The sequence below is a fragment of the Kaistella palustris DSM 21579 genome (assembly GCF_000422265.1).
Taxonomy (GTDB): domain Bacteria; phylum Bacteroidota; class Bacteroidia; order Flavobacteriales; family Weeksellaceae; genus Kaistella; species Kaistella palustris.
Genome location: NZ_AULL01000012.1, coordinates 415906 through 437502 on the forward strand (window position 1 = coordinate 415906; position 21597 = coordinate 437502).

11 protein-coding genes and 1 pseudogene are annotated in these 21597 nt (G+C 42.7%); 11 read left to right on the forward strand and 1 reads right to left on the reverse strand.

From position 1 onward, the window contains the following. Positions 1-85: 85 nt before the first annotated feature. A complete protein-coding gene (locus tag H562_RS0103105; protein ID WP_027376173.1) occupies positions 86-1336 on the forward strand; it encodes a dicarboxylate/amino acid:cation symporter in 1251 nt (416 codons plus the stop codon). Positions 1337-1543: 207 nt separating this feature from the next. Here H562_RS0103105 and H562_RS0103110 read toward each other — a convergent pair whose 3' ends face one another. After that, positions 1544-2149 carry a DUF4142 domain-containing protein gene (locus tag H562_RS0103110; protein WP_027376174.1) on the reverse strand — a complete coding sequence of 202 codons (606 nt, stop codon included), beginning with the start codon at positions 2147-2149 and terminating at the stop codon, positions 1544-1546. Positions 2150-2520: 371 nt separating this feature from the next. On the opposite strand from H562_RS0103110, the gene H562_RS0103115 reads away from it, so the two are divergent. The 10 genes and pseudogenes from H562_RS0103115 to H562_RS15315 all read left to right on the forward strand — a co-directional run bounded on the left by H562_RS0103115 (position 2521) and on the right by H562_RS15315 (position 21495). Then, complete coding sequence (locus H562_RS0103115) at positions 2521-3627, forward strand: Mrp/NBP35 family ATP-binding protein (protein ID WP_027376175.1); 1107 nt, start codon at positions 2521-2523, stop codon at positions 3625-3627. A gap of 69 nt (positions 3628-3696) precedes the next feature. Next, on the forward strand, positions 3697-3945 hold the full coding sequence (locus H562_RS0103120; RefSeq protein ID WP_027376176.1) for a NifU family protein: 249 nt from the start codon (positions 3697-3699) through the stop codon (positions 3943-3945). 138 nt (positions 3946-4083) lie between these two features. Continuing rightward, positions 4084-4944: a BadF/BadG/BcrA/BcrD ATPase family protein gene (locus tag H562_RS0103125; protein ID WP_027376177.1), complete on the forward strand. Its 861-nt coding sequence runs from the start codon at positions 4084-4086 to the stop codon at positions 4942-4944. A 90-nt stretch (positions 4945-5034) separates the two neighbouring features. After that, positions 5035-7323: an NADP-dependent malic enzyme gene (locus H562_RS0103130; protein WP_027376178.1), complete on the forward strand. Its 2289-nt coding sequence runs from the start codon at positions 5035-5037 to the stop codon at positions 7321-7323. Positions 7324-7351: 28 nt separating this feature from the next. Continuing rightward, on the forward strand, positions 7352-7936 hold the full coding sequence (ruvA, locus tag H562_RS0103135) for a Holliday junction branch migration protein RuvA (protein WP_027376179.1): 585 nt from the start codon (positions 7352-7354) through the stop codon (positions 7934-7936). A 3-nt stretch (positions 7937-7939) separates the two neighbouring features. Further along, positions 7940-15010 (forward strand): annotated as a pseudogene (gene sov, locus H562_RS14565) (T9SS outer membrane translocon Sov/SprA). A gap of 218 nt (positions 15011-15228) precedes the next feature. Further along, positions 15229-15894, forward strand: a complete 666-nt coding sequence (gene folE / locus H562_RS0103145) for a GTP cyclohydrolase I FolE (protein WP_027376180.1) — start codon at positions 15229-15231, stop codon at positions 15892-15894. Positions 15895-15945: 51 nt separating this feature from the next. Further along, positions 15946-17412 carry a cysteine--tRNA ligase gene (cysS, locus tag H562_RS0103150; RefSeq protein WP_027376181.1) on the forward strand — a complete coding sequence of 489 codons (1467 nt, stop codon included), beginning with the start codon at positions 15946-15948 and terminating at the stop codon, positions 17410-17412. A gap of 231 nt (positions 17413-17643) precedes the next feature. Next, the gene (locus H562_RS0103155; protein ID WP_027376182.1) at positions 17644-20301 is read left to right on the forward strand and encodes a 4-alpha-glucanotransferase; all 2658 of its coding nucleotides are present in this window, start codon (positions 17644-17646) and stop codon (positions 20299-20301) included. A 243-nt stretch (positions 20302-20544) separates the two neighbouring features. Continuing rightward, positions 20545-21495, forward strand: coding sequence for a hypothetical protein (locus H562_RS15315; protein ID WP_156831954.1), 951 nt, complete (start codon positions 20545-20547; stop codon positions 21493-21495). Positions 21496-21597: the final 102 nt, after the last annotated feature.

Below are 21597 nucleotides of genomic sequence, written 5' to 3' on the forward strand. Positions count from 1 at the left end.
TGTATGAGAACGTTCCGCCGTGCAGTCCTGAAACTTTTTCGGAAATTAAACTATATTTGTAGCGCTTACAAAAAAAAACATTTCCATGAAAGGTCAAAACAAGCTGTTCATCGCTATTATCATCGCTTTGGTTATCGGCGTAATTATGGGAGGCATCGTTCACACACAATATCCTGAAAGTGCCGTGCCTTTTGCAAAAAATATTAAACTGCTCGGCACTGTTTTTATCCGGCTTGTGCAGATGATCATTGCGCCACTGGTATTTACCACACTGGTTGTGGGAATTGCTAAAATGAGCGACATCAAAATGATCGGACGCGTGGGTACTAAAGCCATGCTTTGGTTTATTACAGCTTCTCTGGTGTCACTTTTCATCGGACTTATTTTTGTAAACTGGCTGGAGCCCGGCCATGTGACCCAACTGCCGATACAGGATGCGTCGTCTGTTGATGAACTGCTGAAAACCAGCAAAGGATTTTCCCTGGAAGATTTTGTAAATCATATTATTCCTAAGAGCCTTTTCGAAGCTTTTGCCACAAATGAAGTGCTTCAGATCGTGGTTTTCTCTATCATGTTCGGCGTTGCCCTGGCCAACATGGGCGAGGAATATACCAAGCCTATTATTAAAGCTTTTGACATTTGTGCTCACGCGATTTTAAAGATGGTGGGCTATATCATGTGGTTTGCACCGCTGGGTGTGTTGGGCGCCATCGCAGCAGTGGTTTCAACGAACGGTTTCGAGATCTTTAAAGTCTATGCGATCTACCTGCGCGATTTCTTCTTTGCTTTAGGTGTTTTATGGCTGGTGCTCTGCATCGTAGGCTATCTTATTTTAGGAAACCGGCTTTTTGAGTTATTAAGAAGAATTAAAGCGCCCTTGCTTATTGCCTTTTCTACCACGAGTTCCGAGGCCGTTTTCCCGAAACTTGTGGAAGAGCTTGAGAGATTCGGCTGCAACAACAGGATCGTATCATTTATCCTGCCGCTCGGGTATTCATTTAATCTGGACGGAAGTATGATGTACATGACTTTTGCAGCGATTTTTATCGCCCAGATTTACGGCATCGATATGACCCTCGGTCAGCAGATCACGATGCTTTTGGTTTTGATGTTAACTTCTAAAGGTATTGCCGGCGTGCCGCGTGCCAGTTTGGTGATCATTGTAGCAACCTGCACCATGTTTGGGATCCCGCCGGAAGGAATAGCGTTGATTTTACCTATTGATCATTTTTGCGATATGGGCCGGAGTATGACCAATGTTTTGGGTAATGCGTTGGCCACTTCTGCCGTTTCGAAATGGGAAGGCCAGCTTGAGAATCATGGCGGTGATCTGTAGATCATTCACTGAATTTCATTAATATTTTAAGTCGGAAAAATAATTTAAAATAATACCGCAAAAATTAAATAAAATTGCGTTTCAAAGTTCATCATCGATTAAATTGAAACCAATCAAAAAAAACAATTTACGCAGATTATTGAATATTTAAGTTCTGCCCACAAAAAATCCCGCTTTTATCGCGGGATTTATAGTTATGTATGCATGTTATTTTACTGCGCTTTTCGCCTCTTCAGATTTTGTTAAATGGTGTTCCAGTGTAGGAAGTGTTTTGGAAGCGAAAGATTTTAAATTAGAATCTCCGCCTTTTGCAGCCTCGTCTTTAAACAGGCTGATATCTTCTTTGTGATCAGAAACCATCATATCGGTATATGCTTTGTCGAAATCTGCGCCTTTTTTTGCTTTCAGATCATCAACTTTTTTCTGCATATCCTGGTCAAGCGTGGCGGGTAGGGTATATCCTGCGGATGTAGCCCAGCTTTTCAGTTCGTTGTTTGCTTTACTATGGTCTTCTTTCATCATTTTCCCCAGGTCTTTCACCATGGCGTTGGTACCGTTCATTTCTGCATATTCACCCAGGCTTACTTCCATCATCCCTCCCATTGCAGCTTTATCGGCAAATTTTTTATCCATATCGCTGAGTGTGGTCGCGGAGGTATTGGTCATTGTGGTGGAATCTGCCGGCATCATGCTGGAATCGGTTGCGGGCATCATCGCAGAACTGTCGGTTGCAGTATTCAGTTTGGTAGTTTCATTTTTTTTGCAGGCAACCAGTGTTGCAACGGCAAGAACTGTTAAAATGGAATTTTTCATAATAGTGATTTTATTGGTTTATAATTAATGATTTAGTTAAAGTTTTCGTGCAATTTTTTTGCCAAAAGTTTTGTAAGTCGTTAATTATGTATATTTTACTGAAAATATTTTGTTAATTAATATAATCCGGTCGCTCAATAGCCCGCTTAATCACGCTTAAAATTGGAAATTATTCCTTACTGCTAGAAAAATCTGAAGATTCCATTTTTTAAAATAAGCTCTGAAGTCCTTTTAATGACTGTTGTCTTATCGTTTTAGAAATAGCTCGTTTGAAACTTTTTACATTTCCGACCAAACATTTCTCATAGATTTTACTCATTCTAAATAACAAAATTTTGCCTAAATTTGTCACACAATTATTATAAAGAATTATGATGACGAAAGAAAAGGTACAGTCTTTCCTGAAAGAGATAGAAGTTGATGATTTGGTGCAGAATTTTCAGGTGATGGGAAATGATGTATATATTGATATGACCGCTCACTCACCGGCAATGCACGAGAAAAAGAAACTTGAGGTTGCTATGAAGCAGGCATTTGCCACGGAGTTTGGTGAAGATGTGGTTTTAAAGTTAAAAATCGCCTCACCGGAACCTTCAGAAATACAGCAGAGCCAGATCAAAGGAAAACAGATTCCCGGAATACAGAATATTATAGCCATCGCTTCCGGAAAAGGTGGTGTGGGTAAATCCACCGTTACTGCAAACCTTGCGGTAACCCTCGCCAATATGGGTTTTAAAGTTGGTGTTCTCGATGCTGATATTTACGGACCTTCCATTCCCACTATGTTCGATACGGTAGATGCCAAACCGCTTTCGGTACAGATCGACGGGAAAAACCTGATGAAGCCCGTAGAGAATTACGGTGTGAAAATGCTGTCTATCGGTTATTTTTCCGGCGCCAATCAGGCTGTTGTTTGGCGTGGACCGATGGCCAGCAAAGCATTAAACCAAATGATACGCGATGCAGCGTGGGGCGAACTTGATTTTCTGCTTGTTGATCTTCCGCCGGGAACGGGTGATATCCACCTTTCAATCATTCAGGAAGTTCCAGTAACGGGCGCCGTGATCGTAAGTACGCCGCAACATGTCGCACTTGCCGACGTGCGCAAAGGTATTGCCATGTTCCAGATGGAAAGTATTAACATTCCTGTTTTGGGATTGATAGAAAATATGTCTTACTTTACACCTGCAGAACTGCCGGATAACAAATATTATATTTTTGGAAATCAGGGCGCGCAGTTTCTGGCAGAGGATCTTGGTATTCCTGTGCTGGGCGAAATTCCGCTCATCCAAAGCATCCGTGAGTCCGGTGATGTAGGTCGACCCGCTGTGTTGCAGGAAGGTTCAAAGATTGCCGAAGTCTACACCAAAACCACCCAGAATATGATCGGCAGCCTGGTGGAAAGGAATAAATTTCTGCCACCTACCGAAGCAGTAAAGATCACCACGATGGCGGGCTGCTCGCCGAAAAATAAGTAAACCGAACGCAGATTTGCCACGGTTTAAAACAAAATATACAATAGAAAGGAAATGTTGTCACCCGAAAATATGCAAACCCAGAATAACCACGAAGATACCGTAACCAGAGTCCTGTTTGCCCTGGAGAGTATCCGTCCGTTTCTGAACAAGGACGGTGGCGATATAGAACTGGTTGATGTGAAAGAAGATATAGTTTATGTAAAACTCATCGGGAACTGCAACGGCTGCCCCATGAGTTTCTCAACGATGAAATTGGGCGTGGAAAATACGGTGAAGCAGCACGCTCCCGAAATTCTGCACGTGTTGGAAGTCGATTAAACTTTCTTTTGCTTAAATTATAAAGCAGTCCGCCCGGATTGCTTTTTTTTTTGAATTGTATGGTAAAATACCGCATTTGGTCGCGGTTCTATCCTTAAAATTAATTTTAATATTTTAGCGCCTTAAAGTTTAAACTATATGATTGCCATTGTTGACGGCGGCTCCACGAAATGTGACTGGGTAATTCTGCAGAATTCGGGAGAACCGCACTGCAAAACCACAACTTTGGGTTTCAATCCAAATATCATCAATCCTGAATTTATTGGACGCGAGATTGATAAGAACGAAGAACTTTTCTTTCTGAAAAATCACATTGAAAAGATTTTTTTTTACGGCTCCGGCTGCGGAACTCCCGAAAACGTACACAAGGTTCACAATGAGCTGACCTACGCATTTCCACAGGCAGACATTTCGGTGAAAGAAGATATGACGGCCGCCGCGTACGCCGCCTACAATGGTAAACCTGCCATGGTCTGTATTTTAGGAACGGGTTCCAATTCCTGTTTTTTCGATGGTGAAAAAATCCGTGTCGATCTGCCTTCATTGGGTTTTCTGATCGGTGATGAAGGTAGCGGAAGTGCTTTGGGAAAACATCTTTTGCGGCGTTTTTTTATGAAAAAGCTTCCCGGCGATCTGGAACGCGATTTCAAAGCGACATATAACCTTACCATCGAAGATGCCATTAAACACATGTACCATAATCCCAGAGCCAACGCTTATTTAGGGGCGTTTAACCAGTTTATTGCCGAGCGGAAACATCATCCTTATTTTCAGAATATGGTTTTTGATGAGATGAAAAATTTCCTGGATTATCAGGTGCTTCCTTATCCCGAAGCCCACGAGGTGGAAATTAATTTCATAGGTTTCATTGCCTATATTTATGAAGATATTTTACGCTCAGCTGCCGCAGAACTGAATTTAAAAATCGGAAAAGTCGTGCAGAAACCCATCGAAAGTCTGGTAGCATATCATACCGAATATATTTTAAATCTGACTTAAAATCACGAAATTCGCAGACTCCTGTAATTTGCAGAATTTTTTTTAACATATTAAAAAGCTTGTCCACTTTTACTCCCGGACAAAACCAAAATGTCAACAAAAACCAACCGCGACGAGAAAAATTTCAATCAGGCCGCACTAGATTATCACAGTATTGAACCGAAGGGAAAAATCGAAGTTATCCCTTCCAAACCGCATTCCTCGCAGAGAGATCTCTCCCTTGCATATTCTCCCGGTGTTGCAATTCCCTGTCTTGAGATCGAAAAGAATCCGAAACTGGCTTACGAATATACCGGCAAAGGAAATCTGGTAGCGGTAATTTCCAATGGTACTGCGGTTTTAGGGTTGGGCGATATCGGTGCTGAAGCTTCAAAACCCGTCATGGAAGGAAAAGGGCTTCTGTTTAAGATATTTGCCGACATCAATGTATTTGATATTGAAATCAATGAAAAAGATCCTGATAAATTTATTGATATTGTTAAAGGCATCGCGCCAACTTTTGGTGGGATCAATCTGGAAGATATTAAAGCACCTGAAGCTTTCTACATTGAGCAGCGCCTGAAACAGGAACTTCAGATTCCTTTAATGCACGATGATCAGCACGGAACGGCAATTATTTCGGCGGCAGCATTGTTAAATGCACTTGAAATCGCCGGCAAAAAAATCGAGGATGTAAAAATGGTTGTCAATGGCGCCGGCGCCGCAGCTATAGCGTGTACAAAACTGTATTTAGAACTCGGACTTAAAGCAGAAAATGTGCTTATGTGCGACTCCAAAGGCGTTATCACCAACAGACGCGAAAACCTGACACCTGAAAAAGTACAGTTTATAGCCAATACAGAAAAGGAAACTTTAGCAGATGCGCTGAAAGATGCTGATGTGTTTATCGGTCTTTCAAAAGCAGATGTGATGACTGCTGATATGTTGCGGTCTATGGCAGAAAATCCTGTTGTTTTCGGTCTTGCCAATCCAAATCCCGAAATTGCGTATGAGCTCGCTATGGAAACGCGTCCCGATACTATTATGGCAACGGGCAGAAGCGATTATCCTAATCAGGTAAACAACGTCCTCGGATTCCCGTACATTTTCCGCGGTGCGCTCGATGTGCAGGCTACCGGAATCAATGAAGCTATGAAACTTGCCGCCGTGCGGGCGATCGCGCAAATTGCAAAAGAACCTGTTCCCGAAGCTGTGATCCTGGCATATAATTTAAAAGGTCTGAATTTCGGTCGCGAATATTTTATACCGAAACCATTTGATAACCGACTTATTACCAAAGTTTCTATCGCTGTGGCAAAAGCTGCAATGGAAAGCGGAATCGCCGGCAAAGCAATCGAAAATTTCGATGAGTATGAGACTGCGCTTCTCGACAGAATGGGTCGCGACGAGAAATTACTCAGAATGATGCAGACACGAGCACGTTCAAATCCAAAACGCGTAACACTAGGCAATGCAGAGGAATACAATGTGTTGAAAGCTGCACAGATCCTTTATGAGGAAGGCATTGCGTTCCCGATCCTGATGGGTGAGAAAAAATATGTGCGCGAACAGATGAAAAAATTCGGGATCAATATCGATGTGCCGATCGTAGATCCGATGGATGAAGACCAGGAGGAAAACCGCATCAGATATCGCCAGACACTTTGGGAACTGCGCCAGAGAAAAGGCATGAACGAATATAAGGCAAAACGTTATGTGCGCCAGCGTGATTATTTTGGTCCGCTCATGCTGCATCACGGCGATACCGATGCACTGATCATAGGTTTTTCCAAAAATTACGCATCAACCATAAAACCGGTTTTAAAGATCATTGAAAAGGAAAAAGGCGTAGACAAAATTTCATCGATGATGATGATCCTTACGGATAAAAAGCCTCTGTTTTTTGCTGATACTTCACTTAATCCAAATCCAAGTGCCGAAGACCTGGTGAATATTGCAAGAATGTCGGAAATGACCGTGAAAACTTTTGCGGTAGATCCAAGGATCGCAATGCTGTCATTTGAAAATTTCGCAAGCGTGTCGGAGACATCGAAAAAAGTAGCCAAGGCGGTTTCTATACTTCATGAGAAATTCCCAAATATGGTTGTGGATGGTGAAATACAGCCGGATTTTGCCTTAAATGCTGATCTGCTTTCAGATTATCCGTTCTCAAAATTAGGAACAACACCGGCAAATGTCTTTGTGTTCCCGAACCTGGAGAGTGCGAATATTTCTTATAAAATTATACGCGGACTCAATGTCGCGCAGGTTGTAGGTCCAATTTTAATGGGCTTAAAAAAACCGGTTCATGTTTTACAGATGCGGGCGAGTGTAGACGAAATTGTGAATCTTGCGACTATTGCCGTTCTGGATGCGCAGCGCCGCGAACTCTCACAATAAAAATTTAGATTCAACACAAAGAAAAAAAATGGTTTATTCGTTAAAAGGAATTGTTCAGGAGCTTCACCCAACCTCCATGGTTATTGATGTGAACGGTGTCGGCTATTATGTCGGGATCAGTTTACAGACTTCGGAAAAATTGGTTTTGGGTAAAGAAACGTTTTTAAACATACAGCAGATCATCCGCGAGGATGTACATCTGCTGTTTGGTTTTAACACTATTTTAGAGAAAGAACTCTTCAATCTGTTAATTAGTGTTAACGGAGTAGGACCGGTCTCAGCGATCATTATGCTGTCGTCATTAAGTAACAACGAGATCGCCTCAGCCATACTTACCAACAATAGTTTACTGCTTCAGAAAGTGAAGGGAATCGGTACCAAAACCGCTGAGAGAATCATTGTGGATCTGCGGGATAAAGTCCAAAAATTCAAGGATTCCGGTGAAAATATTTCTACATTTGTAAATAATAAAGTTAAACATGAATCGTTATCTGCTTTAGAGGTTTTGGGCATACCAAAAAAGATGAGCGAGAAGATTGCAGACCGTATTCTAAAGCAAACACCCGATCTTTCAGTGGAAGATTTGGTAAAGCAAATTTTAAAAAATATTTAACATTTGGAGAAGAATAATTTTTTTCAGCATAGATTTCTAGTTTTTATTTTCTTGTTTTTTTCTTTTGCGAGCGCATTTGCACAGATCAAACCAGAGGATAGTGTGTCCGTACGTCAGGATTTTTCCATACCCAATCCTACGCGCTACGAAGCTTTTTACGATGTGACCAGCGGCATGTATTTCCTTTACCCGAAAATTGGAAATATGGTGGTTGGCAATCCGGTTTCCATGACCACAGCGGAGTATAATCAGTATATGCTTAACAATCAGTTGAGCGCATATTATAACGAAAAATCTGCCACCAACAATCTCGGCTACCGCAAGGATCAGTCCGATGCGGTGAAAAAAGGTCTGCTGCCAAGTTTAAATATCAAGAACAAACTTTTCGAATCCCTGTTTGGCGGAAATAAAATTGAAATCATTCCGCAGGGTTTCGCCTCATTCGATATAGGCGGGCTTTATCAGAAAATTGATAATCCATTAATTCTGCCGCAAAACCGTACCAATTTTGCAATCGACATTCAACAGAGAATTCAGCTCGGACTTTTAGGTAAAGTAGGTGAAAACCTGCAGCTTAAAGCCAACTACGATACACAGAGTGGCTTTGCTTTCGAAAACCGGATGAATCTCGTGTGGCAGGCAAAAGGCACCTGGAAAGATCTGCAGACCAAAGGTTTAAATGACAAAACTACCGGTGGCGAAGATAAGATTATAAAGAGAGTCGAGTTTGGAAATGTAAATATGCCGCTTTCTACCAGTTTGATCCGCGGTTCGGAATCGCTGTTTGGTCTTAAGACAGAATTTCAGCTGGGCAAAACCTACGGAACTCTCGTTTTCTCCCAACAGCAGGGTGAGGCGCGGAATATCATTGCGCAGGGCGGCGGCGTGATGAACACTTTTAAACTTAATGCCATTGATTATGAAGACAATCAGCACTATTATCTTGGCCATTATTTCCTTGACAGTTACGACAATGCGTTACTGAATTATCCGCAGATCAATTCGCGGATCAATATAACCAGAATTGAAGCCTGGGTTTTAGACCAGGGTTCGGGCAATCTTCAGGATCAGAAAGGGATTTTGGGTATCCGTGATCTGGGTGAAGGAATCAGCGGTTTTCCCGATAATTCACAAAACGGACTTTATCAGGGAATTGTGAATCTTGGTGCCGGCATCAGGGATATCAATACGGCATACAACGCCATCAACGGGCAGTCTTTTCCGAATGCCAACGGTTCTCCCGAAACATACACCGATGGCGAACAGTTTATATTCAACCGGAAAGCCCGAAAACTGAACCAAAACGAATTCAGGTTCCATCCGCAGTTGGGATATATATCCCTGAATCAGCGGCTTAATGATAATCAGCTCCTTGCAGTATCCTATTCATTTACGCTGAATGGTGACAGCAAAGTGTACAAGGTTGGGGAATTTTCGGAAGAAAGTCCCGTGCTCATCACAAAACTTTTAAAATCCAATACAAAAACCACCACCACCACCCCGATGTGGGATCTGATGATGAAGAATATTTATTCTTTAAACACCAATCAGATCAACAGTGATGGTTTTTTGTTGAATGTCTATCTGCGTGATGCCCAAAATGGCAAAGTGAATTACCTGCCAGGCACAGCGGTAGAAAATACCAACCTGCTGAAACTCTTCAACTGGGACCGGCTGAACATGAACAATGACTTGCAGCAAAACGGTACGACCACGGGCGATGGTATTTTCGATTTTGTACCGGGAATTACGGTTGATCCTGAGGACGGAAAAATCATTTTTACTAAAGCGAAGCCGTTCGGCGCGTATCTGCAGGGCGTTCTTGGCAGCAGCGATCCCAAGTTTGTTTTTAATGAGCTGTATGATCAGTTTAAAAATGTGGCGGCGGAAAACCGTCTCGCCTTAGGCTACACACTGGAGGGGCGGTTCAAAGGTTCGCAGGGTTCAGGGATTTCTCTCGGCGCGATCAACGTGCCGCAGGGTTCGGTAAAAGTTACTGCAAATGGTGTTCAGCTTCAGGAAGGTATTGATTATACCGTCGATTACATGTTGGGAACGGTGAATATCATTAATGAAGCTGTGAAACAATCGGGCCAGGCGATCAATATTTCACTGGAGAATCAGCTCACTTTCAACACGCAGCGAAAAAGATTTTTAGGTTTAAATCTCGAAAGAAAATTCAACGAACATTTAACCATTGGTGGAACCGTGGTGAACTACGCCGAAACGCCGTTAACCCAGAAAGTAAACTTTGGGCAGGAAGCGGTGAACAATACGATGGCCGGATTTAATATTTTGTACAACAATGAGTTACCATTCCTGACAAGGCTTACAGATAAAATTCCTTTTGTAAATACAGAAGCACCATCAAATATTAGTTTTGTAGCCGAAGGCGCGTATCTTATTCCAGGTCAAAATAACGGCATTGGCAATCAGTCTTATATCGATGATTTCGAGCAAACCACCTCGAAAATCTCCTTAAAAGAACCTGCGATGTGGAGTCTGGCTTCGAAGCCCGAAAAAAACCCTGAACCTTATTTTTCTAATGGTAATCTGAATGATAATCTTGCACACGGGAACGGCCGGGGTTTGCTTACCTGGTACAACATTGATCCGCGATTTTATGGAATTGGCGGTGCTGCACCAAACGGAATCAATGCGCAGGCAGTTTCTAATCACGCTTCGCGACGCGTTCAGACAAAGGAACTTTATAACTCAAGGGATTTCGTAGCAGGCGAACAGTTATACACCAATACTTTCGATATCACTTATTTTCCGCAGGAAAGAGGACCTTATAACGTAAATCAAAACAGCGAATCTACGCAGGAACGCTGGGCCGGACTGATGAGGCCGATATCGGTTTCGAATTTCATTAATTCAAACATCGAGTATGTGGAATTCTGGATGATGGATCCTTATGCTGATGGAAATTCGCTGGGTGCAAATCCTAAACTCTTACTGCAGCTGGGAAATGTAAGCGAAGATGTACTGAAAGACGGAAAACTGCAGTATGAAAACGGTTTGCCCACACCTAATATTCCCGCAAATACGACCACTACAAACTGGGGAACGCAGCCAAACCAATATCCGATTCTGTACGCTTTTTCTACCGAAAACGAAGAAAGAACTGCACAGGATCTCGGCTACGATGGTTTAGATGCGCAGGGCGAAGCCGCTAAATTCGGAACCAATTTTATAAATCCTGTCACCAATCTTGCAGATCCGGCTTCCGATGATTTTGTATTTTATCTTTCCGATAAATTTCAGGGTCCGCAGAGTTCGTCGGTTTCCGAGCGGTATAAATATTTCCGCGGCGTAGAGGGGAATTCACAGAGTAATACGCTGGAGGTTGCTACCCAAACTCCCGATGCTGAAGATATCAACCGCGATTACAATCTGGATCAAAACGAAAATTATACGCAGTACACCATTAACCTCGATAAATCAAGCCTTGGTTTAGGCCAGAAATTTATTGTGGATGAAAAAGAGGTGGAAGTAAAATTTCAAAATGGTCAGACCGGTAAAAACAAATGGTATCTCTACCGTGTTCCTGTTACGCAGTTTGATACCGGCGCAAATGAAGGCGGTGTAAAAGATCTTTCTATTCTTAATAATGTGCGTTTTGCCAGAATGCTCCTGACCGGTTTCGACCAGACTTCTACAATTCGTTTTGGGACATTTGACCTTGTTCGAAGTGACTGGAGAAAATATACCAAAGATATAGCGACAGTGGATACAGATCCCGAAGGTGTGAATCCGGTCGATAATAAAAACCTGGATGTGGGTAGTGTGAATCTTGAGGAGAACGGTCTGAACCAGCCGCCTTACGTTCTGCCGCCGGGAATCGAAAGACAGGTGTTAAGCGGTACAGCGGGTGCGCAACGACAAAACGAAGCTTCGCTTTATCTGAAAACCTCGCCTTTGGAGGCCAAGACTTCACGAGGTGTTTTCAAGAATGTAGCGTTGGATATGCGCCGCTATAAAAATCTGGAACTTTTTGTTCATGCCGAAGATGTACGCAATAATGCACAAAGCAGCAGCCTGGATCCCAATGCCAAATTCTTTATCCGTTTTGGCAGCGATGCGACGGACAACTATTATGAATACGAGATCTCATTAAAATATACCGCAAGAAATGCCACTTCACCGATGGAGATCTGGCCATCTGAAAACACCATTAATCTGGCCATTCAAAATTTTGTGGATGCCAAATTGCGGCGCGATCAGAATTCCCAGGTCGCAATTGATGAGCGCACGGAAGACAATGAATTCAACAGCATAGATCCGAATAAAAAGATTTTTATTAAAGGTCGCCCAAGCCTGGGGAACGTAACCAATATTATGCTCGGTGTGCGGAATACAGATCCGGTCAATTCCAAAGATATCGTTCTTTGGGTGAATGAAATCCGTCTGTCGGAAATTGAAAACAAAGGCGGTTATGCCGGAAATGCAAGCCTTAATTTTAACCTTGGTGATTTTGCCCTGGTCAATGCCAATGCTTCGTTCTCCACGATCGGTTTCGGCGGAATTACCGAGAAACCTGCGGAGCGCGCACAGTCTGAACTATCGGCGGTCAACATCAATACAACTGTGAACGTAGATAAGTTCCTGCCGGAAAAAATAGGTATGAAAATTCCGGTGAACTATTCCTACACCCAAACCATTGAAGATCCAAAATATAATCCGCTGGATAATGACGTCACTTTTGAAGAGGCTCCAAATAAAGAGGAACTGAAAAAAGTCGCACGGACCTATACCCAACAAAGAAGCGTAGGTGTGGTAAATATGCGTAAGGAAAGAATGAACCCGAACAAAAAGCCCAAATTCTACGATGTAGAAAATCTTTCGGTAACCGCGGTTTATAATGATGATTTTTTCCGCGATGTGTATACCAAGAAAAACTACCGCCAATATTTGCGTGGCTACGTTGATTACAATTACAGCTTCAAACCGTGGGTACTAAGACCTTTCAACAAAATTGTAAGCGATACTGCGAAAGCATATAAATATTTAAGACCGATCAAGGAAATTAATTTTAATCCTGTTCCTACAAGGCTGTCTTTCCGTACAGAAATCGACAGAAATTACAACGAGCTCGAATTCAGAAATATTGAGGCTATCCTTAATGGAAATTCGGCTCAGGATTTTGATGTCATTAAAAACAGAAATTTCTATTTCGGTTGGCAGTATGGCCTCGGGTTTATCTTTACCAAATCGCTGAAACTCGAGATCAATTCCGCCATGCGCACGCTGAATGATAATCTGAATGTGTTCGATATGAACAACAGATCTATTTTCACCGATCCCTTCCGCGCCGGCCGGCCTGTTCTCTACAATCACCGCGTACAGCTGAACTACAGATTCCCGTTTGAGTATCTGCCATATCTGGATTTCATCAATGCCGAACTTGGTTATGGATTTACGTACAACTGGAACGCGCGGAGTACCACGCTCACGAATTTTGTAAATCCGGAAACAAATCAGATCGAAAGTCTAGGCAGCATTGGCCAGAATACCAATAATATCGTAGCGACTTCGACTGTTGATGTGCCGAAATTCTTCAGCAAGTTCAAGTACTTCCAGAAGATCAATACCACTATGCAGAAACGCAAGCAGGAGATTGATTCCCTAAACAATGCGTATAATCTTGCCTGGCAGAAGAAGGGCAAAAAGAAAAGCTTCAAGAGTTATAAATTCAAGAATAAACTGAATCCGTTCCAAAGTATTGCCTTTGCGCTGACTTCCATCAAACAGTTGGATGTCTCTTATAATGAAAACAACGGAACTGTACTTCCCGGCTTGCTTTCTGCGCCGAACTGGTATGGTTACGGCCAGACTTTGGGCGGGCCAACTTATGGCTTCCTTCTGGGTTCGCAGGCAGATATCCGCCGCACGGTCATCGAGAATGGCTGGGTTTCGAATTCGGTTTATATGAATGATCCTTACTCGCAGCTCAAAAGCCAGAACTTCCTGGCCAATGTGCAGATCATGCCTGTAAATGATTTCCGAATCGATGTGAATTTCCTTAAAAATTATAACAGCAACTTTATCCAGGGCGGTTTCAACGTAGATGCTGATCCGGTGATGCCTGGCTTCCAGAATTCGTTTGGAACCGATCTGATCAGTTACTCGCGTACAGCCTGGACTTTCCGCACAGCATTTACCGACGGAAAAAGTATTTATGATACGATGTATGAAAATGCCAAACAGATCTACCAGCAGTCGGGTGGAGTTTACGATCCTGTAGATTTTGCAAACGGAAAAGGTCTAGCGGATTCTTATATTTTAATTCCTGCATTTCAGGCCGCTGTAGAAGGTAAATCTGTAAACGGCGAACTTTCAGATCCTAAAAAGGCAGGTTTCCCGCTTCCAAACTGGCGTGTAACATATTCAGGTTTAAAGAATATACCGCTAATTAACAGCCAGTTTTCAAAATTTGATATTCTTCATGGCTAGACGTCAACATACACAGCCACCGGAATTCAGTCGAGCGTAGATTACTACAATATGCAAAACAATGCTTCAGCGCCGTCGACCGACAGTTTCGGGAATGAATTTAATCCATACACTTTCTCACAGGTGGGCTATGTGGAAGCGTTTTCGCCACTGATCGGCGCCGATGTGACCATGAGAAACAATATGCAGTTCCGCGCACAGTATAACCGCGACAGACTCTTCATGCTCGGTCTGGTAAACCATACGCTTACCGAAGATACCGGCAAGGAATATATTGTAGGTTTCGGCTACATCATTAAGGACCTGAAAATGAAACTTAATTTTAAAGGCAAAGCCAAAACCATTAAAAGTGACCTGAACATACGTGGCGATTTCTCTTTGCGCGACAGCCAGACGAGAATTACAAATATCCTTCAGAATGATTCGCAGATCACCGGAGGACAGAGAATGATGAGCATTAAACTTTCTGCAGATTACCAAATGTCGCAGAACTTTAACCTCCGTTTTTTCTATGACCAGTTATTAACGAAATACAAAATTTCTACAGCGTTCCCACTTTCTACCATACGTGCCGGACTTTCTGCCACGTTTACCTTCTCGGGAAGCGGCGGTTTTTAGAATTAATGATCAAACGGTTTAAATTCAATCCCTTTCTTTTTGAGAGGGATTTTTTGTTTAATGATTTACGCAGCCTGTCCTTCACAACTATTTCTGAAAGTAATATTCGGCAGTTGCTTTAGAAATATTCTTTAACGGAATTACTGCTTTTCACTGGAAATTCTCTGCACTTTTTATTAAAGTTAAATTCTTAATTTTGTCTTCTTATATTTTACAAAATGGATCAGGAAATTGATAATGACGACGATATCTTTACCGGCAAAGAACATACGCCACTTCGCAGCGATGCCTTCGATAAAACACCAGCTGAGAAAATCGAAATTATCCAGGAGCACTTCCATCAGATAATGGAGACTTTGGGCATGGATATGACCGATGATTCATTGAAGGACTCACCAAGGCGCGTTGCAAAAATGTATGTGAACGAAATTTTCGGTGGCCTGCTTCCTGATAATAAGCCCGGTATTTCTACCTTTTCGAATAAATACAAATACCGCCAAATGCTTGTTGAAAAAGACATCACGGTTTATTCATTTTGTGAACACCATTTTCTGCCGATCATTGGTAAAGCGCATGTGGCCTATATTTCCAAAGGTCAGGTTATTGGACTCTCGAAAATTAACCGTCTTGTGGATTATTATGCAAAACGGCCGCAGGTTCAGGAGCGGCTCACCATGCAGATCGTAGATGCGCTGAAATCTGCCCTGGGAACGACCGATGTTGCGTGTATCATAGATGCAAAACACCTGTGCGTAAACTGCCGCGGGATCAAGGACACAGCAAGTTCCACCATAACCGCGGAACTGAGCGGAATATTCCGCACCAATCCTATTACCCGCCAGGAATTCCTGCATTACGTAGGAAGTCACGCAAAACTGGATTAAATGATCCGCTTCAGACTTATTTGCTCATCAGTCTTAAATCAATTTTAACACATGGAACTCAAAATATATAACTCCCTGTCGGGAGAAAAGGAAATCTTTAAACCACTACACGAAAACAGCGTAGGGATGTATGTTTGTGGACCTACGGTGTACAGCAATGTTCATTTGGGAAATGTGCGTACTTTCATGTCCTTCGATTTTATTTACCGCACGCTCACACATCTCGGTTACAATGTAAGATACGTGCGCAACATTACCGACGCCGGACACTTAACCGACGATGGTGACGTGGCAAACGACCGGTTCGTGAAACAGTCGCGGCTCGAAAAGCTGGAACCTATGGAGATCGTGCAGAAATATACGGTGGACTTCCACAAAGTTCTGGAAGTTTTCAACCTGCTGCCACCCACAATCGAGCCTACTGCCACAGGACATATCCTGGAGCAGATCGAACTTACGCAGGATCTCATTGCGAAAGGTTTTGCTTACGAAAGCAACGGTTCCGTTTACTTTGATGTTTTGGAGTATAACAGGCGCGGGCTGAATTATGGTGAACTTTCCCGCAGAAATATCGAGGAACTTTTTGCAAATACCCGTGATCTCGACGGTCAGTCGGAAAAGAAAAATCCCCAGGATTTTGCGCTTTGGAAGTCTGCTTCACCCGCACACATCATGCGCTGGAATTCTCCGTGGGGCGAAGGTTTCCCTGGCTGGCATTTGGAATGTACTGCCATGTCGACTAAATATCTTGGTGAAAAATTCGATATCCACGGCGGCGGAATGGACCTGAAATTTCCGCACCACGAGTGTGAAGTGGCTCAGGGTAAAGCCTGCAATGGTACGGAACCTGTAAATTACTGGATGCATGCCAATATGCTGACTATGAATGGCCAGCGTATGAGTAAATCAACCGGCAACTATATTCTGCCTATGGAACTGGTTTCCGGCAGCAACGATTTTTTCGAAAAACCGTTCCATCCGGCTGTTGTAAGATTTAATTTTATGCAGGCGCATTACCGCAGCGTTTTAGATATTTCAAACGAAGCAATGATTGCCAGTGAAAAGGGGTTCCAGCGTCTGATGGAAGCGATGAAACTGCTTTCAACTACTGAATTTAAAACCGGCACCGCTTCAAGTTTCGATATAAAATCGTGGAAGGAAAAATGCTACGCGGCGCTTACCGACGATTTTAATTCGCCGATCCTCATTTCTCATATCTTTGAAGCGGTAAATGTGATCTTTAAGCTGAAAGATGAAAAAGACACGCTTACTTCCGAAGATCTGGAAGAACTTAAAAAGCTGATGCACGGGTTTATATTTGATGTTTTAGGTCTTGAAAATATCGAAGAAAACAATAATGAAAAACTTGATAAAACTTTGCAGGTTTTGATCGATCTAAGGAACCAGGCAAGAAAATCCAGAAATTTCGATCTTTCAGACCAGATCCGCGACCGTTTGCTCGCCGAAGGTATTGAGCTGAAAGATGGCCGTGACGGTACGAGTTATTCAATTTCGTAGGAATATATTTTTTATAATTTTCAACCTTTCTTAAATAATTTTTAAGAGAGGTTTTTTTGTTTCCTCAAAAACACTTTTCATTTACACTGATAAATCGCATGTTTACAATTTAATGTTGTAAGTATGTGATTATTAGTTGTTAAAGTGGTTTTCAAAATTATATAATCCCTCGTTTTTGTCCTTAGTTTCTTTAAGAATTTCCTAAATTGCAGACATCAAAGAAAACTTTATATGAAATTATATCTTAACATTAATTTCCGAACGAAAGTCGGTGAGAATCTGCAGGTTTGCCTCCTGGAAGAAGGGTCCGAGGATAAAATATATTCCTTAAGTTATACCGAAAACGGAAACTGGTCGGCGGAAATCGATTATTTTTCGAAAACGGTTTCATACAAATACCTGCTGACCGACGAGTCCGGCCAGATTCTCGACGAAGAATTTTCGCTGCATCATTTGACTTTCCCGCATTCCTACAACGAATTTTTGATCTACGATGTTTGGAATCTCAAAAATTTCCCGGAAAATTATTTAAATAATAAAATCCTTAAAAATACATTAAGCAGTTTCAAAGGAGCAAAGGTTCCCATATTGAAAAAGCACACCCATCTTTTCCGTTTAGAGGCTCCTGTCTACCGCCCGAACTGGCAGGTTGTACTGCTCGGCAATGCCGATGCGGTGGGTAGCTGGGAATATTCAAAAGCAATAATCCTTACCCAGACCGATTTTGGAATTTGGGAAACCGCGGTTGAAATTTTAGCGGACCAAATAATTCAGTACAAATACGGACTGAGGGATATGGATTCCGGGCAAGTTTTTGATATCGAATACGGCGAAAACCGCTGGGCTTTTCCGAATTCCGAGAAAAATGTGCTGCAGATCCAGGCTGATCATTTTTTCCGGTTCAAGGCTTTCGAAATGTACCATGCAGCCGGCGTTGCTGTTCCGGTATTTTCGCTGCGTACGGAAAACGGATTTGGTGTAGGTGAATTTTCGGACCTGAAAAACCTTGCGGACTGGGCAAAGGAAACTAACCTTTCGCTGCTGCAGATTTTACCCATCAACGATACCACTGCGAATTACACCTGGACTGATTCTTATCCGTACGCAGCGATCTCCGTTTATGCCCTGCATCCGCAGTATTTGACTTTGGATAAAATGGAGTTTCCTTTACCCGCAGCGCTAACAGCGGAATTTACAGCGAAAAAAGTGGAGCTTAATTCCCTGAATCTTATCGATTACGAAGCGGTCATCTCGGCGAAGTGGAAATATGCAGCGGCCGTTTTCGGGGCTCATAAAGATCAGATCTTAAAAGACCGCGGTTTTAAGAAATTTATTAAAGAAAATCAGAGCTGGCTGTTGCCATACGCCGCCTTCTGCGTGCAGCGGGACAAATATAAAACGCCCAATTTCAACACCTGGAAAACCCATAAGAAATATATTGCGGGTAAAATTGCGCCATTCTTCGATCCAAAAAATAAAGATTACGAAACCGCAATGCTTCATGCCTGGGTGCAGTATCAGTTGCATTTACAGCTTAAGGACGCGGTAGATTATACGCACAGTCTCGGAATTTCCGTTAAAGGTGATCTGCCTATTGGAATTTACAGATATTCGGTTGAAGCGTGGACCGAACCGGAACTTTTCGGCATGGATTTTCAGGCGGGTGCACCACCGGATCAGTTCACCGACCTGGGCCAGAACTGGGAATTCCCAACTTACAACTGGGAAGCGATGAAAAAAGATGGCTACACTTGGTGGAAAAACCGCTTCACAGCGCTGGAGCAATATTTCGATGCCATGCGAATCGATCACATTCTCGGCTTTTTCCGGATTTGGCGGATGCCGATGAGTGCCACGCAGGGAATCCTTGGCTATTTTTATCCCGCTGTGCCCGTACGTTTAACCGAATTCGAGGCAAGGCATATTCCCTTTAATGAAGACCGTTACTGCAAACCTTATATTAATGATCAGATTTTATGGGATTACTTCGGGCAACACCGCGACGAGATTCATAGCGAGTTTATGAATGACCATTTTAACGGCCTGTATTCTTTTAAAGAAGAATTCGATACCCAGCGGAAACTGAGTGACTATTTTAAAAATAACCGTCGTGACTGGGCGGAAGAAAAGCTGATTTCACTTTGCGCAAATGTGCTGTTTTTGAAAGAGGAAACTGAAGATGGCGAAACAGTCTACCACCCCAGATTTAATATTAATAAGACAGAGTCATTTAACTATCTTCCGGATTGGGAGAAACAGGCTGTATTTGAACTTTATAATGATTATTTCTTCCATCGGCAGGAAGGATTGTGGTACGAAAAAGGTATGGAGAAACTCCCCGTAATCCTGAATGCCACCGATATGCTCATCTGTGGTGAAGACCTTGGTCTTGTACCGGACTGCGTGCCGCAGGTGATGGACAGGTTGGGAATTACCGCTTTAAAAGTACAGCGCATGCCTTCTGAAAATATTGCGTGGTATGATCCTAAAAATGCCGGTTATTTAAATGTGGTTACCGCAAGTTCACACGACAGTTCAACGCTGCGCCAATGGTGGCAGGAAGACCGGGCTCTGACTCAGCAGTACTTTAATCACCAGCTTGGCCAGGCAGGAACTGCGCCATGGAACTTGGAGCCGGAACTTGCAGAGATCATTATGAAGCAGCATTTGTACAACAACGCAATGCTGGCAATTTTTCCGCTCCAGGAATTTCTTGCGACTGAAAGTGAACTTACAAATCCCAATATGGCGGATGAGCGGATTAACGATCCCGCGCAGTTCCCGCACTATTGGCGATACCGCATGCATCTAAATCTGGAAGACCTGAAAGAGAACGTGGAATTTAATAAAAAGATAGCTGTGTGGGTCAGCGATTCGAACAGAAACTAAATTGAGTAAATGTTTGAATATTATTGAAACTAAAACGGGCGCCATGTGCGCTTTGGTTTAGGTAAATTGCACATTCAAAGTGTTTTATAAAGAAGTTGAAACTCCGGTTTTAACTTCTTTTTGATTTTTACATCAAACAGACGACAAAGAGGTAAAACAGGTTATTGAAAAATTACTCCTTACAGTGATCTGAAACTTTTCCAAACTGTTACCAATAGTATTAAAAACCAAATTCAGTATAAAATGAAAAAAATATATCTTGGACTTTCGGTGTTTTTTGCAGCACTGACTTCCGCCCAGAGTTATCCCGATTATTACCCCAATTCGGCAGGCGATTATGCGTACTATGGCGATGCTGAGGATGCCGCTTATTTCCCGGATGATTATTATTACAACTATCCTTCAGATTACTACACCAATAATCTGTATGAAAGTTACTATAACGACTATCAGCGCAGCATCTACGATGTGAACTGGAACCGTTTTTTTGCTAGATATCAGTTAGCGCCGTGGCAGGTTCAGCAAATTATAATGCTGAATAACAGTTTCCCCACCTATGCCGCCTGGAACAGTTATTACCGCATGAATCCGGACCGATGGTATTATGACAGATTCTATGCACTGGAGAGAATTATGGGTCCACAGATTTTCGTGGTTTTTCAAAATAACTATTACCGCGGCTATAATCCGGTTGTATATTATCAGAATTACAGAAGACAGCATTACGTAACCAATATATATGTAGTGCCGCGGTACAGAAACATCAATGTGAACCGTTACCGTATAGACCGTGTGCAATATCATCAGACGGCTCCAAGACAGCAGTTTGGTTTTCAGAACACACCGCAGAGCAACACCAGTACGCCGGGGAACGGTTTCAGGAATGATGCAGCGCTACAGAATAACAGCAATAACAACGGTTTCCGGGCGGGGAATTCAACGGTAGCGCCTGTTACTCCCAGAGCCAATGTTGATGGTTTCAGAAATAATGCCACTCCGCAGCGGGAAGCTACACAACCCAAAACAGTAGCTCCTCAAAGCAACAGCGGTCTCAGAAATAATGATGCAGGTTTACGTAATTCGGCTCCGCAACGCAGGATTGAAAGCGCTCCCAAGGTTCAGCAAAAGCCGGCACCGGGACTTCGCAACTCGGCGCCCAAAAGTACATCGGGACTCAGGTTTACCTCCCGATAATTTTAGATTTAGTTTTAATAGTGATGAGGAGCAGCTTTTTCGGAAGCTGCTCTTTTTTCTGAGTTAAATTTATTTAAAATATCCGGAATATTTTCAACAAAT